Genomic DNA, 14,492 nt, shown 5'->3' on the forward strand with positions numbered 1-14,492 from the left:
GGCGCTCGGGCTTGGCCTCACCCCCCCTGGCGTTGCTCTCTGCGCCCCGGCGGGGGGGGGGGGGGCGCGGCGCGGCGGCGCCGCCCCGGCGGCCCCCCCCCCCCCCCCCCCGGGCGCCCCCTCGACGACGACCGCCTGCCCGCTGACGGGCGGTCATTGGTCGTGCCCAACGCATCGTGCCCTCAGGAGCCGTGGCTGACCGCCATGGTGTCCCAGAACGAACACCGGTGTTCGGCGGAGACCTGGGCGTCGTCGATCAGGACACTCCTGCCTCCCGCCCGCAGCGACAGCGTCAACCCCTTGCCGCTGTGGTAGGCGGGCCAGGCGGACTGCCGGGCGACGTGCGGTCGGCCGGTCTTCGTGAAGGCGCCCCAGTACTGCGTCATCTCGCGGGCCAGCCGGCGCTCGCCGGCGTCGAACAGCGGGGCGATCGGCGTGCCGTTGTCGAAGCTGGGCCAGATGTAGGCGAGTTCCGCGGCGTGGCCGGCTCCCCAGACGTAACCGGGTATCTGCGTCAGGCCGGGCCCGGTGCGGTGGTCGAACTCGTACGAGTAGGTGGGGGTGTAGCGCTCGAAGGTCCGGACGAGCGAGCGCTGCCCGCACCCGCCGATCCCGCCGATCACCCCCGAGTCGGTCATGATCGCGCCGACGAGGTACGCCGCGGTGTACGTGCCGGACGACTCGGGCCACGGGTAGCGGGCGAGGACCTCGACGGCCCGGTCCCCGGCGACGCTCTGGACGAAGGCGAGGTAGGCCTCCTTGCCCGCCCCGATGTAGCCCTGGGCGAAGGTGCGGCCCTCGTCACGGTTGGCACCGACGACCAGCGGCACGCGGGCGAACCGGCCGCTGTCCACCGCCTCGCGTACGTTGACCGGAAACGTCGGGGTCCCGTCCACGAAGGCGGCCGAGAAGGTCCGGCTCGCGTCGAGGAGCGAACCCGCCGAAGCCGACCGGAGACAGCCGAGGACGGCGGCCTGGTCGGTGGAGTCGCAGCCGGCCTGCCGGGCGAACGCCGTGCCGGCCGTCTCGGCCTGAGCCTGCGGCTCGCTGGGGCAGGATCCGCTCTGCATCATGGCACGGGCGAACAGACCGCGGGAGCCGGGCGACACCAGATGTCCGCAGACGGACCAGCCGCCCGCGGACTCGCCGTCGATGGTGACCGCGGCGGGGTCCCCGCCAAAGGCCGCGATGTTCCGCTGCACCCAGCGCAGCGCGGCCTGCTGGTCCATGAAGCCGTAGTTGCCGGACTCGCCGCCCTCCTCGGTGAGGGCGGGCAGCCCGAGGAAGCCGAAGACGCCGAGCCGGTAGTTGAGCGAGACGCCGATGACGCCCGTCTCCCGTACGAGCTTCGACTCGTCGTTCTGCGCGCCGCTGCCGTTGGTCAGGCCACCGCCGTGGATGAACACGTGCACGGGAAGACGGGCGCCGGCCCGCACTCCCGCCGGCCGCCACACGTTGACGTCCAGACAGTCCTCGGTCTCGCTGCGCGGGCCGTTGCCGCTGGGGAGTACGGGGCAGGGATTGCCGAAGGCGGTGGCTTCCCGAACGCCGGCCCAGCGCGCGGCGGGCCGCGGCGGTTTCCAGCGCAGGGCGCCGGTGGGGGAGGCCGCGTAGGGGATGCCCAGGAACCGCTCGACGCCTTGGGAGACGGCGCCGCGCACGGCGCCCTGGTCGGTGGGCACCACGGTCGCCGCACTCGCGGACGCCGTCACGGACGCTGCCGCCGACGCCGTCGCGGGCAGCAGCCCGCCGGCGGTCATGGACAGGATCAGCGCGCCGCCCAGGGCAGTGCGGATTCTGCTCGCAGTCATGGAGACCTCTCTGGGGGGATGCCGGCCGCGGCGGTGCGGCCGGCACGCCTGATGGTGGGGGAGTGGCCGGGCGGTCAGCGGGTGACGCCGACGCCGCCGTGCAGGGGGAGCGTCCGCGACGAGGAGCCGACCCACACGTCCCGTTTCCCGGTGCCGAGCACCCAGGCGTGGGAGGACGTGTTCCAGTACTTCAGCTGCTGGGCGTCGACCCGGATGCGTACCGTCTTCGACTGCCCCGCGCGCAGCCGCACCTTCTGGTAGCCGCCGAGCGAGCGCGCCGCCTGCGGCGCGGTGGTCGCGCGGCTGGCCCCGACGTAGACCTGGGCGACCTCGGCACCGGCGCGGGTGCCGGTGTTCTTCAGGGTGAACGAGACGGTCAACGCGCCGTGACTCTGCCGTACCGCGAGGTCGCGATAGGCGAAGGAGGTGTACGACAGTCCGTAGCCGAACGGGAAGAGCGGGGCGGACCGCTCCTTGTCGTACCAGCGGTAGCCCACGTAGACGCCCTCGGAGTAGTTCTCCTGGTCGTCCACTCCCGGGTACCTGAGCGGGTCGCCGGCCACCGGTGTCGCGGACTCGCTCGCGGGGAACGTCTGGGTGAGCTTGCCCGAGGGGTTCACGTCGCCGAAGAGCAGCCCGGCGGTGGCCTCGGCGCCGTTCTCCCCGGGGTAGTACATGTCGAGCACCGCCTTGACCTTGGACAGCCATGGCATGGTGATCGACGACCCGGTGTTGAGGACGACGATCGTGTTCGGGTTGGCGTCGGCGACGGCGGAGATGAGCCCGTCCTGGTCGGCCGGCAGGGAGAGGTTCTTCCGGTCGAAGCCCTCGGTGCCGTCGTCGTAGGCGAAGACGACGGGGGTCTTGACCTGGCGGGCCAGGGCCACCGCCTGCTCCCGTGCGGCCTGCGCGGCCTGCGGGGTGACCCAGTTCAGCCGGACCTTCGTCGGTCCGCCCTGGATCGCGAGGGCACCGGCCGCGAAGCTGTGCGCTCCCGCCGTGAGGTGCACCGTGGCGCTGCTGGAGCCCAGGAAGCCGGTGATGACGCTGTTCCCGTCGATCTTCACCAGGCCGTACGCGGCGGGGAGGTCGAAGACGAAGGAGTAGTCGCCGTCGGTCGGCACGATGAGGGTGCCGCTGTAGTCGAAGGAGGCGTCCGGTGTGACGGGGATCGTACCGTCCGCGTCGACCGGCAGGGCGGGGCTGAGGGCCGAGGCGGGAATGGGGTCGCCGGTGTCGACGCCGGCCGCGTAGCGCACCGTGGCGTGCCGGCCGGCCCGCGCGGTGATGGTGTCCAGCGGCGAGGCAGCGGAGTCCGGTACGACGTTGGAGCTGCCGCCGCCGGTGACCTTCGGCGTCTTCGCGGTCGGGCCGACGAGCCCGATGCTGGTGTCCTCGCCGGTCAGCGGAAGCGCTTCGCCGGTGTTCTTCAGCAGGACCGCGCCGGATTCGGCCACCTTCTGGGCGACTTTCGCGCCGCCTTTCGGATCGCGTGCGGGCCGGTGGGCCGCCGCACCGTCGAGGAGACCGAATCTCGTCATCTGCTGCAGAATGCGCGCGACCGAATCGTTCAGCTCCGAGACCGGAATGGTGCCGTCGGTTATCGCGGTCTTCAGTTCCTCGCCGAGGTGGACGCCGCTCGGCATCTCCTGGTCGAGGCCGTTCACGATGTCGGTCGTCGCATGGGTCGCGCCCCAGTCCGACATGACCCAGCCCGTGAAGCCCCACTGCTCCTTGAGGACCGAGTCGAGCAGCTCGTCGCTGCCGCAGCCGTGGCTGCCGTTCACCGAGTTGTACGAGCACATCACCGCCCCGGCGCCGGCCTTGACGGCTGCCTCGAAGGCGGGCAGCTCGATCTGACGCAGGGGCTGCTCGGCGACGTTGACGTTCACCCCCATGCGGTTGTCTTCCTGGTTGTTCTCCGCGTAGTGCTTGACGGTGGCGATCAGGCCCTGGCTCTGGACGCCCGCGACCTCGCCGGCCACCATGCGGGAGCTGAGCAGCGGGTCCTCGCTGAAGGTCTCGAAGTTCCGCCCCGCGTACGGCACCCGGACGGTGTTCGTCATGGGCGCGAGCAGGACGTCCTGGCCGAGCGCGCGGCCGTCGCGTCCGACGGTCCGGCCCAACTCCCGGGCCAGCCCGTCGTCGAAGGACGAGGCGAGCGCGACCGGCGCCGGCATCGCGGTGGCGTGCTCGTTGACCCGGACGCCCGCCGGACCGTCGGTGAGCCGCAGTTCGGGGATGCCGAGGCGGGGCACCCCCGGGATGTACCCGGCCTGCCCGAGCGCCCGGGGATCGGTGCCGCCATGGACGAAGGACAGCTTCTCGTCCAGCGTCATCCGGGCGATGAGGGCGGCGACGCGGGCGGACACCTTGACGGTCACGTCCGCGCTGCCCGCGCCCGAGGCGCCGGGAGCCACGGCCGTGCTCCCGGCGAGGAGCGCCGCGCTCACCGCCGCGATCAGCGCCGTACGGCGTAAACGGCTGCCGTGGCGTCGTACCGATCTCCGATCGGGCTCCATGCGGACTCCTCACCACTGAAGTGCTCGACGATTTATGTCTCCGCTGGACAGAATTCGACTCAAAGCAGGTGGCTCTATAAAAGATCGAACGTTCAAGGAGGTTAAATTCGCACATTCGACGCGTCAACCCTCTGGAATTCCGCTCTTGCCAGACATAAATTGACGCCCTCACAAGGGAGGTGACACGTGTCGGCTCGTGACGAGGTCCTGGCCCATGTCCGGCGGTACGGGAGCGCGTCGCGCCCCGAACTGCAGGCGGCGCTCGGCATCAGCCGTCCGGTCGTCGCGGCCGTCGTCCGCGACCTCCTCGCCGAGGAGCTGCTGACCGAGCACCGGGGGGAGAACACGGGCGGCCGTGGGCGCCCCGGCCGACGGCTTCGGCCGCGCTATCCGGCGGGCGCGGTCGTCGGGGTGGACGTCAGCCACCGGCATCTCACCGTCGCCGCGGCCACCCTCGACCTGGCCGTCCGGGCCGAGCGGCGGGTGGCGATCGATGTGGACAGGCGGCCGACCGCGGCCCTGGACATCACGGCCGACGTGATCCGGCAGACCGTCGAGGAGGTCCGGCTCACGGTCGACGGCCCCGTGAGCGCGTGCGTCGTCGGCATACCGGGGCCGCTGGACATGAGCAAACGGGCGATCGCCTCGCCCACCATCCTGTCCAGCTGGTCCGGGCTCGATCTTGCGGCCGAACTGGGCTCCCGGACGGGACTGATGGTCTCCCTCGACAACGACGCGAATCTCGGAGCCCTCGCCGAACACCGGCACGGTGCCACCGACAACCGCGGCAACCTCATCTACGTCAAGGCGTCCGACGGCATCGGGGCGGGCCTCATCGTCCACGGGATCCCGGTCAGCGGCAGCTTCGGGGCCGCGGGCGAGATCGGGCACACCCAGGTCATCCCGGACGGAGACTGGTGCCGGTGCGGCAACCGCGGCTGCCTGGAGACGATCGTCTCGGTCCGTCAGGTGCTCCAGCAGGTCCAGCACTTCTACCCGGGCGACACCGACCTGCGGTCCCGGCTGCCGGAGATCGCCCACCACCCGGTGGCCCGGAAGATCTTCGCCGAGTCCGGCCGTACCCTCGGCCGGGTCCTGGCCAATCTGTGCGCACTGCTCGACCCCGCGGCCGTCATCATCGGCGGCGAGATGAGCCAGGCGGGCGAGGCGTTCGTCGACGGCGTCCGCGACTCGATCGAACGGCTCGCCCAACCCGGCTTCGACAGCCGCGTCCTGGTCGCCGCGTCCGCCCTCGGCACCCGCGCCGAGCTGATCGGGAGCCTCACGCTCGCCCGGGACATCGCGCTGCGGGGCCGAATCCGGCAGGCCGCGGGCTGATCAGCGGCGGACGGGTCGGCGGGTCGTACCTCCTCGGCGCCCCCGTCGTACCAGCGCGGCTCCGATCGCCCGACCGGCGCTCGTGGTCGTCGCCGACGCCGTCAGTGGCTCTGCCTGCAGGTCGGCTGGAAGGCCGCCGTACCATCGAAGGGCGATCGGCGGCTTTCACCGCGTGGCCTCACGCCCGCGCCGTGCCCGTGTGACGCGATCAGCAGTGCGGTCACCGACGGAATCGGCCCGGGCCGGGAGCTGATATCAGGGACAGGCAAGGATGAGCGAGCAGAGCAACCCCACCGCCACGACGGGTACGACGGTCAAGCCGTTCGCACTGGACGGTCCCACGCTGCGCCGCCGCCACCGACGGGCGGTAGGCCAGCTTGCCCTGTGCGTGTTCGTGCTCGTCCCCTGGACCGTTTTCCTGGCCGTTTCGCTGCCCGATCGCTTCGAGGCTCGGTACTGGCCCATGGTCTGGGTGGGCTTCGACGTCATGCTGCTCGTGTCGCTGGCCGGCGCCGGGCTGGCGGTCTGGCTGAGGCGGCAGGCACTGGTCCCGATGTCCTTCGTGGCGGCCACGCTCCTGGTCTGCGATGCCTGGTTCGACGTTTCCCTGAGCTGGGGGCGAGGCGACGTGTGGGGAAGCATAGCCTCGGCCGTGCTGGTAGAACTGCCGCTCGCCTTCCTGCTCGTCATGCGCGCGCGCCGGGTGCTCAAGATCTCGGCTCGGCTGGCATGGCAGCGACTCGGACTGGCAGGCGAACCTCCACCGCTGTCCAAGATGCCGCTGTTTGTCACCCTGGCAACCTCAAGCAGCGTCCAGTTGGACCTCAAGGAAGCCGAGGACATCTGACGGCCTCGGGACCGGCCCGGGAGTCGTGCCTTGGCAGCCGCCCCGCCTCTGCCGCCCAAGACACCACTCCGGTGCGGGAGGCCTGTCCATGCATCGGGAACGGCGACTCGTCGTGGTCGAGGCCCCAGTCCGCCGGTTGCGCGGCTACGCTGGCTCCGGAGGTGCCAAGTGGCCGAGGCGCAGCGGCAGTTGGACGAGGTGCGGGAGTCCGCGACCGTTGTGGTGGTCGGCGGGGGTCCGGCCGGGCTGACCGTGGCCGCTCTGCTGCGCCGGTGCGGCGTGGACGGTGTCGTCCTGGAGCGCCGCAGCCGTGAGCACGTGGCGCAGCGGCAGCGGGCCGGCATCGTGGAGGCTCGCGCCGTTCGGATGTTCGAGTCCTGGGGGCTGGCTGACCTGGTGCTGGCGGGGCCGCCGCACGACGGCATCCTGGAGTTCCGGGTGGACGGCGTGAGCCACCTCGTCGACGACAGCGGCGGCGGGGAGGGCCCCGGGGCGCGTCTGTGTCCCCAGCAGGTCCTCGTGCACAGGCTCACGGCCGCCCTCCTCGCCGACGGCGGCGACCTGCGCTACGAGGCGGCCGACGTCACCCTGCACGACCTGACGGGGGAGCGCCCGGTGGTCCGCTACCGCTCCGCCGACGGCACCCCGCACGCGATCACCTGCGCCTTCGTCGCCGGCTGCGACGGTGACCACGGCGTCACCCGCGCCGCCGTCCCGGGCGGCCACCTCACGGCGCACACCTTCGACCACGGCATCGGCTGGCTCACCGTCCTCGCCGACGCCACACCCCCCGCCCACCCCCTGCTCGCCGTCAGCGCGCAGGGCTTCGCCGCGCACTTCCCTCGCGGGCCGCACAGCAGCCGCTACTACCTCCAGTGCCCGCCCGACGACCTGCCCGGCGCGTGGCCCGACCACCGGGTCTGGGGCGCGCTGCGCACCCGGCTCGCCGACCCCGCCCTCGCCGCGGGCCCGGTCACCGACCGCGAGACCTTCCGGCTGCGCAGTCTCGTGACCGACCCCATGCAGTACGGCCGGCTGTTCCTCGTCGGGGACGCCGCCCACATCGTGTCCCCCATGGGCGGCAAGGGCATGAACCTCGCCCTGTACGACGCCGACCTCTTCGCCCGCGCCGTCCGCGACCACGTCCGCGACGGGGACGACACCGCACTGCGCACCTACTCCGAGCGCTGCCTGCGGCGCGTATGGAGCGACCAGGAGTTCTCCCACTGGCTGACCCAGACGGTCCACGACGCCGGTGACAGCACCCGCTGCGGCCCCTTCCTGAACCGTCTGGCCCGAGCCCGCCTCGACCGGCTCTTCACCTCCCCGGCTGCCGTGCGGGCCTTCGCGGAACTGATGGCCGGCCTGGACCCGGCAAAGGAGCGCCCCGCCTCCACCGGCCGCTGACCGCCACAGGAACTCGCACGGACCGGCGCGACCCCGGCGCGGCTGCGGCGCGGCTCCGTGAGGACGCCGCCCGCCCGCATGCCTCGTGGCCCCCTTTCGCGCGCAGTACCCGATTCATCCCGTCGGGTCAAGTCACGACCCCTCGGAGCGTGACCGTGCGGTGTCCGCCGGGCGTACTTGAAGTGCGGGCCTCACCGGAAAAGAAATCCGGAAAACAAATGAGGCAGAACGGTGGGACTTGAATCCGCACCGGAATTTCCGGGGCAGATGGAAAACCCCGTGCATCGACAGGAGAGAATCCATGAATCGCATTTTTCGAACCAGCAGCAGGAACGGTTCCGGGCGTCGGCGCTTCGGTCTCGCGGCGCTCGCGGCCTCGGCCGCGGTGGTCACCGGGGGCGTCGTCCTGCCGGCGTCCGCCGCTTTGGCCGCCCCGATGCCCGCCGCGCCTGTCGCGAGCTTCGTCCACGGTGGCGGCGCCGGCGGCGACGGAGGTGCAGGCGGTGGCGGCCTCATCGGCGGCGGCTCCCCGGCCCGGCGTGGGCCGGGGCGCTCTTGAACATTCCACGGCGCAGCCACCGTACGGAAGACACTTCATTCGAAATGAGGAATGCCATGCGTACGCGTTCTTGGAAGGCCCGTCTCGGACTCACGGCCTCGGCCGCACTGGCCGCCGGTGTCGCGGTCGGCGCACTGGCCCCGGCCGCGACGGCGGCGCCGGCACCCCAGAGCCGCATGGCCGTCGCGGCCGCTTCCCGCCGACAGCGCCAGACCGGGCGGCAGCCACATCCTGTTCGGCGCTGTCAGCGCGGGCGACGGCAGTGTGCGGATCGGCGACCGGGTCTGCGCGGGCAACTGCGCCGGCACCGTCAACGGGAGCAACGGCAGCCGGGACGGGGGGGATCTGCGCCGGACGGTGCAACGGCAGCGCCAACGGCGGCACGGGCGGAGCCGCGGTGGGCACCGGCGACGGCGGCCGCGGTGGCACGGGCGGCACCGGCGGGATCTGCCTGGGACTCGGCTGCGCGACCGGCGGCCGGGGCGGCACGGGCGGCGACGGAGGCACCGGCTGACGTCCCCACCTCGGCTCGTGCAGGGCGCCACCGGGCCGGTCACCTGCAGACAGACCGCATGCGGCACTGGCAGAACGGGCGTACAGAGTCGCCCCCATGGAAACAGCGACCTGTCATGGTGAACATAAAGCGTGACCCGGTGGTGCTGGCCGATCTGGCCGTCGGGAAGGCCCGCTCGAAGATCACCGATCTCCGCGAGGCACTGACCGGCCGCTTCGAAGACCACCACGCCTTCTTGACGTCCCAGGCCCTGGCCCACATCGATTCCATCGACGTGTTCGATCAACGCATCGATGCCAAGACCGCGCCCTTACGCCGGCAGCACGACCTCCTGGTCACCATCCCCGGCGTCTCAACCCGCCTCGCACAGGTCGTGATCGCCGAGACGGGCGCCGACATGACACGCTTCTCCACCGCGGCCGCTCTGGCAAGCTGGAGCGGCGTGGCTCCTGGAAACAACCAGTCAGCGGGCCGAAGTTACTCAGGCGCCACGACGCACGGCAACGTCTGGCTGAAGGGCGCCCTCGGCGATGCGGCAGCCGCCGCGGCACGGACCAAGGGCACCTACCTCAACGCTCACTACCGACGGCTGATCAGACGCATGGGCAACAAACGCGCACTCGTCGCGGTCATGCACAAGATCGTCATTGCCGCCTGGAACATGCTCACCAACGACACCGACTACCAGGACCTCGGACCCAGCCACTGGCAACAGCATCCGCAGCAGGTCAAGCGACGCCAGCAACGGCTCATCGCCGAGCTGAGCGCCCTCGGGGTCGACACTTCCGGCCTCGCACCCGCTTGATTTCCCGTACCCCAGCCGTACTGCCGGGGCAATCAGCCCTGCCCTCGTGTGGCCATTTTCGAGTCAGATCCTCCGAGACTGCCGCCTGAAGGGCGACGGTGTCCACCACGCCATGCTCGGCGTCGCCCGCCTGCACAATGCCGTCCTTACCAGCTAGGACCAGGTGAGACGTTCTTGGTCAGCCGGGCTTTGTCATCCCGTTCAAGGGAGTTCGGCGTGGCGAGATCTTGCGATGGCTGATCCGCCAGCCGTCAGCGGTGCGCACGACGGTGTCGTCATAGGAGACGGAACCGCACGAGCCGTCCGCCTTGATGCCCAACCCCTTGGATCGGACCTGCACCCGACCGTCCACCGACGCCATTACGACGACGTTGGTGACGTGATGCGCGACGGGGTTGGCGGCTCCCAGCACCCAGGCCGCTTCTCGGATGGCCGCCACCCCGGACAGCGGCGCCTGGCCGAAGTCAGTGAGGTCGTAGACCACATCGGAGGTGAACAACTCCTCCAACCGGTCAAGGCTTCCGTCGTCAACGAGGTGACCATGCAACGAGACCAGTTCGGTGATGGCCAAGCGATCTTCAAGAGCGAGCGACACACGCGTCCTCTCCGGCCCGGCGTGGAGAGCGCCAGGCCGAGCATCGATCCGTCAACAGCACGGCACCACAACGCTCAACGCGTTCGGGCGCGTCTGGCAGGAACAGGGCCGTGCACGTCGTGATCGTTCCTTACGGGCGGTCAGCCTGCCACCGACTTCTCCACCTGCGCCCTGCCACCGTCAGCCGAAGCACGGTTTCGTCAGGCAGTACGGACCTGCGGGCGCCTTCCGGAAGTCGTCTCGTCCGTCCAGCCAACCGCAGAGCCGTTCCGCGAGAGTGAGGTCCTCGGGGAACAGAGCGTATCCGTGTTCCGGGCATCGGGCGTTGGGATCCCAACCCCACATGTGGCCTTCGGGCGTGCTGTAGTCGACGAGGGACCAGATCGCACAGCCCCATGTCAGGAGCGGTACAACAGACCGCGGGTAGTTGGGGGTTCCGCGCCAGCCCAAGTACGCCTCCAGCAGCCGACCACTGTCGCTGAAGCTGTAGTCCGTATCGAGAGCCAAAGCCTCACCCCGGCGGCCGAACCCACCGTCGGCGACTTCGAGAGGGATCCGCCTGAGGAGCGGCGGCATCCTGCTCCCGGATCGCATGGATGATCTCGTCGTCGGTCATGCCGCCCTTCGTAGCAGCTGGCACCGATGACTTGCCCGGACTGTCCGAGACAACTGATTGCAGCCACCCTTGATCAACGAAGGCTGTGTAAAAGAACGGTGACACGGTGCCGCGCAGGCCACGGCACAGATCCCACCCGCTGGAAGGAAGCCTTTCGACGGTCTGACGGGGCGCTTGGCGGCCGGTTCGCGCGGGTCGAACCGAGTCGACGACCGCTGGTGCTCGGGCTCCTGTCAGATCTGCCACGCAAGAACTGCCGGCGGTTCGCCGAGTGGGCCGGAGAGGCCGACCGCTGTGGCGTGCAGTACATGCTGTGCCGTGACGAGACCGGCGAGTTGTGCGTCCCGCGTGTGTGGACGCGCGACCACGCCTGTTGCCGGGACGCGGGCCTGGGCGAGGACACCTACCTCGCGCACCTCGCGACAGGAACCGAGCTGATGCGGCAGACGTCTCCCGCACCATGATCTCCAACGAGCACCAAGAGCACACGAGCTCCACCGGGCGCACCACGCCGCCCGCGGTGACTGTGGATCCGCCGAAGGTCAACGACTACAACAGCTTCGCCGAGGCCTACACGGCCGAAAACGAAACCAACCTCATCAATGCCCACTACGAGCGGCCCGCGATGCTGGCACTGGCCGGAGATGTGGCCGGCCGGCGGATCCTCGACGCCGGCTGCGGGTCCGGGCCCCTGTTCGCGGCGCTGCGCGACCGTGGCGCCGTCGTGAGCGGTTTCGATGCGAGTGCCGGGATGCTGGAGCTGGCCCGGAGGCGGCTCGGCGATGCGGACCTGCAGGTGGCGGACCTGGGCAGCCCGCTTCCTTACTCGGATGACACGTTCGACGATGTCGTCGCCTCCCTGGTGCTGCACTACCTGGAGGACTGGGGGCCGGCGCTCGCCGAGCTGCGCCGCGTGCTCAGGCCCGGCGGTCGGCTGATCGCGTCTGTCGACCATCCCTTTGCCATCAACCTCATGCACCGGCAGGCCGGCCGCGAGGCCGAGTACAAGTACTTCGACACCACCAACTGGACCGAAGAGTGGACCATGGGCGGCCAGACCGCTCTGATGAGCCTCTGGCACAGGCCGTTGCACGCGATGATCGAGGCTTTCACCGGGGCCGGCTTCCGGATAACCGTCATCAGCGAGCCGGAGCCCGATCCAGCCGCCCGCGAGCTGTTCCCCGAAGTCATCGCGGCCAAGCCGCGCTTCCTGTGCTTCCTGTTCTTCGTCCTGCAGGCCGAGTAACAACCGGACACGCCCACCCCCCTGTCACTGGAGTCAGACTCAGTGAGTGGTTTTGAACCGGCAGGAGTCCGTCGTCCACCGACAGCATTCTCGACATCGGTGGAGCTCTGGAGATCACGCCCGGACTGGGCGGCTGGATCAATGGGACAAGCGGCTCGGGCCACCGGCACGAAGCGCGGACCGAGGGCTCGACGACGCCCGGCGGTCCGGGGCCGTCGGCACAACCGGCGAGACGGAAGCCCGGGCAGAGGTCGGTGCCCGGCTCGGCATCCTCGGCAACAGCTTCGTGGGGCCCGCGAGCGGGAGCCGGCGGGTACCTGACGGGCTCCGGCCTCAGGTGCCCGCCGGTTCCGGATCGCCCGCCTCCCGGGGCGAGCGCGCGGCCGGTGTGGCGAAGACGGCGGCGACCACCAGGACGAGCACCAGGATCAGGGCGTGCCGCAGCCCGAAGTGCTCACCGAGGTAGCCGAGGGAGGGCGGGCCCACCAGGAAGGCCACGTACCCGACGGTCGCGGCGAGCGCGACGCGGGCGGCGGAGTCGGCACCGGAATCGCCCGCCGCGGAGAGCGCCACGGGAAACCCGAGGGATGCCCCGAGGCCCCACAGGACGGCGGCGGCAGCCGCGACCGCCTGGTTGTCGACGAAGATCACGAGGGCCAGCCCGGCGGCCCCGACGAGCGCGCTCCCGCACAGCGCCGCCGCCCGCCCGAACCGGTCGACGAACCGTCCGCCGACGAAGCGCCCCACGGTCATCGCGGCGGCGAAGACCGCGTACACGGCCGAGCCCAGCGCGGCGTCGAAGCCGTGGCCGTCCACCATGACCAGGGGCAGCCAGTCGTTCGCGGTGCCCTCGGCCATGGCGAGCGCGAGGATGACACAGCCGATGAGCAGCAGTGCGGGATCCTTCCACACCGCGGCGCGCGGCGCGCCCGTCGCGCGGCGTCCGGCGGCGGTCTGCCGGCCCACCTCGGCCGGGACCCGCCGGATGACCAGGGCCAGCGCGCCCAGCACCACCGCGGCCACGACGAGCAGATGGACCAGGACCGGGAAGTCGACCGCCGTCAGGCACATGCCGGCCACCGCCCCGAGCACGGTGCCGAGACTGAAGAAGCCGTGCATGGCGGGCAGCGTGGAGCGGCCGAGCAGCCGCTCGACCTCGGCGCCCTCGACGTTGAGGGCCACCTCGCCGCCGCCCATGCCGAGACCGAACAGTCCGAGGCCCAGCGCGACACAGGCCCCCGAACCGACGGCGGCCCCCACCCCGACCACCGCGGCACCGGCGGCGACGGCCGACGTGCCGGCCAGGATGACGAGCCGGGCACCCCAGCGGGCCACGACCGTGCCCGAGCACAGGATGCCGAGCATCGAGCCGACCGAGAGCCCGAACAGGATCAGACCCATCTGCGCCGTGGAGGCGCCGAGCAGGTCGCGTACGTCCGGGGTGCGGGTGACCCAGGAGGAGATGGTCAGCCCGGGCGCGAAGAAGAGGACGAAGACGGCGGTACGACGCCGGGCGAGGTCAGAGGTCATGAGCGGTGGCTCCAGCGGGATCCGTACACAAGTCTGTACGACCGTACACACTGACCTGTACGTCTGTACACACTCGGCAGGGGGCAACCCATGGCACATTGAGGGCGTGAGCGGCACACGACGCGAGATCCCGAACGATCCCGGACGCAAGGAGCGGATCCTCGATGCAGCCCTGGACGTGATCTCCGAGAGCGGCGTACACAGCACCACCCACCGGAAGATCGCGGCGCGGGCGGACGTCCCGCTGGGCTCGCTCACCTACTACTTCGACGGCATGGCGGACCTGCTCGCCCAGGCCTTCGCCCGGCTGTCGGACACCATGTCCGGGCTCTACCGGCGGACCCTGGAGTCCGCCGGCTCCACGGCAGAGGCCGAGGCGGCCGTCGTCGAGCTGATCTGCGGTCCGGCCTACGCCACGGAACGCGACATGACCCTCATCTTCGAGATGTACGCCTACGCCAACCACAACGAGGCGGTCTCCGCCACGACCCGCACCTGGCTCGAACGCAGCAGGGACAGCCTCGCCCTGCACTTCGCGCCCGGAGTGTCCCGCGCCCTCGACGCGCTGATCGAGGGCTGGCCGATGCACCGGGCGTTCGCCGACGCACCCCTGGACCGCCGGCTGGTCACCGAAACGGTCCGCGCGATCGTCGCCGCCGACCCACGCCTGTCCGCGGACGCCACCTGAACAGCGTCGCCCTC

The 14,492-nt window shown here is 70.9% G+C and carries 10 protein-coding genes and 2 pseudogenes; 8 read left to right on the forward strand and 4 right to left on the reverse strand.

Annotation, left to right across the window (positions count from 1 at the left end):
- Nucleotides 1-182 precede the first annotated feature (182 nt).
- Together ACZ4UV_RS50740 and ACZ4UV_RS50745 are read right to left on the reverse strand one after the other, a co-directional pair.
- Nucleotides 183-1,811 carry a carboxylesterase/lipase family protein gene (locus ACZ4UV_RS50740; RefSeq protein ID WP_467849694.1) on the reverse strand — a complete coding sequence of 543 codons (1,629 nt, stop codon included), beginning with the start codon at nucleotides 1,809-1,811 and terminating at the stop codon, nucleotides 183-185.
- Nucleotides 1,812-1,885: 74 nt separating this feature from the next.
- Nucleotides 1,886-4,333, reverse strand: coding sequence for a glycoside hydrolase family 3 C-terminal domain-containing protein (locus tag ACZ4UV_RS50745; protein WP_467849697.1), 2,448 nt, complete (start codon nucleotides 4,331-4,333; stop codon nucleotides 1,886-1,888).
- Between the two features lie 186 nt (nucleotides 4,334-4,519).
- Here ACZ4UV_RS50745 and ACZ4UV_RS50750 point away from each other — a divergent pair, with 186 nt between their 5' ends.
- From ACZ4UV_RS50750 to ACZ4UV_RS50770, 5 genes and pseudogenes are all read left to right on the forward strand, one after another.
- Nucleotides 4,520-5,671: an ROK family protein gene (locus ACZ4UV_RS50750; protein WP_451022528.1), complete on the forward strand. Its 1,152-nt coding sequence runs from the start codon at nucleotides 4,520-4,522 to the stop codon at nucleotides 5,669-5,671.
- A 271-nt stretch (nucleotides 5,672-5,942) separates the two neighbouring features.
- Nucleotides 5,943-6,518, forward strand: coding sequence for a hypothetical protein (locus ACZ4UV_RS50755; protein ID WP_467849703.1), 576 nt, complete (start codon nucleotides 5,943-5,945; stop codon nucleotides 6,516-6,518).
- 168 nt (nucleotides 6,519-6,686) lie between these two features.
- On the forward strand, nucleotides 6,687-7,925 hold the full coding sequence (locus ACZ4UV_RS50760; protein ID WP_467849706.1) for a 4-hydroxybenzoate 3-monooxygenase: 1,239 nt from the start codon (nucleotides 6,687-6,689) through the stop codon (nucleotides 7,923-7,925).
- 1,188 nt (nucleotides 7,926-9,113) lie between these two features.
- A complete protein-coding gene (locus ACZ4UV_RS50765; protein WP_467849709.1) occupies nucleotides 9,114-9,803 on the forward strand; it encodes a transposase in 690 nt (229 codons plus the stop codon).
- Nucleotides 9,804-9,867: 64 nt separating this feature from the next.
- Nucleotides 9,868-9,960 (forward strand): annotated as a pseudogene (locus ACZ4UV_RS50770) (IS5/IS1182 family transposase); the annotation flags it as partial.
- A gap of 21 nt (nucleotides 9,961-9,981) precedes the next feature.
- On the opposite strand, the gene ACZ4UV_RS50775 reads toward ACZ4UV_RS50770, so the two are convergent.
- Nucleotides 9,982-10,398 carry a nuclear transport factor 2 family protein gene (locus tag ACZ4UV_RS50775; RefSeq protein ID WP_390044631.1) on the reverse strand — a complete coding sequence of 139 codons (417 nt, stop codon included), beginning with the start codon at nucleotides 10,396-10,398 and terminating at the stop codon, nucleotides 9,982-9,984.
- A gap of 714 nt (nucleotides 10,399-11,112) precedes the next feature.
- On the opposite strand from ACZ4UV_RS50775, the pseudogene ACZ4UV_RS50780 reads away from it, so the two are divergent.
- Nucleotides 11,113-11,334, forward strand: a pseudogene (locus tag ACZ4UV_RS50780) (IS701 family transposase); the annotation flags it as partial.
- Between the two features lie 140 nt (nucleotides 11,335-11,474).
- The gene (locus tag ACZ4UV_RS50785; RefSeq protein ID WP_451020025.1) at nucleotides 11,475-12,260 is read left to right on the forward strand and encodes a class I SAM-dependent methyltransferase; all 786 of its coding nucleotides are present in this window, start codon (nucleotides 11,475-11,477) and stop codon (nucleotides 12,258-12,260) included.
- Between the two features lie 333 nt (nucleotides 12,261-12,593).
- Here the strand turns inward: ACZ4UV_RS50785 and ACZ4UV_RS50790 are convergent, their stop codons facing one another.
- Nucleotides 12,594-13,790, reverse strand: coding sequence for an MFS transporter (locus ACZ4UV_RS50790; protein ID WP_451020026.1), 1,197 nt, complete (start codon nucleotides 13,788-13,790; stop codon nucleotides 12,594-12,596).
- Nucleotides 13,791-13,896: 106 nt separating this feature from the next.
- On the opposite strand from ACZ4UV_RS50790, the gene ACZ4UV_RS50795 reads away from it, so the two are divergent.
- Complete coding sequence (locus ACZ4UV_RS50795; protein WP_351493652.1) at nucleotides 13,897-14,478, forward strand: TetR/AcrR family transcriptional regulator; 582 nt, start codon at nucleotides 13,897-13,899, stop codon at nucleotides 14,476-14,478.
- The last annotated feature ends 14 nt before the right edge of the window (nucleotides 14,479-14,492 follow it).

This window comes from Streptomyces sp. NPDC028289, assembly GCF_055565975.1.

What these genes read in the sequence shown, in the direction of transcription:
- ACZ4UV_RS50765 (WP_467849709.1), top strand. Translation starts at nt 9,114, where the DNA reads ATGGTGAACATAAAGCGTGACCCGGTGGTGCTGGCCGATCTGGCCGTC.
- ACZ4UV_RS50740 (WP_467849694.1), bottom strand. Translation starts at nt 1,811, where the DNA reads ATGACTGCGAGCAGAATCCGCACTGCCCTGGGCGGCGCGCTGATCCTG.
- ACZ4UV_RS50745 (WP_467849697.1), bottom strand. Translation starts at nt 4,333, where the DNA reads ATGGAGCCCGATCGGAGATCGGTACGACGCCACGGCAGCCGTTTACGC.
- ACZ4UV_RS50790 (WP_451020026.1), bottom strand. Translation starts at nt 13,790, where the DNA reads ATGACCTCTGACCTCGCCCGGCGTCGTACCGCCGTCTTCGTCCTCTTC.
- ACZ4UV_RS50755 (WP_467849703.1), top strand. Translation starts at nt 5,943, where the DNA reads ATGAGCGAGCAGAGCAACCCCACCGCCACGACGGGTACGACGGTCAAG.
- ACZ4UV_RS50785 (WP_451020025.1), top strand. Translation starts at nt 11,475, where the DNA reads ATGATCTCCAACGAGCACCAAGAGCACACGAGCTCCACCGGGCGCACC.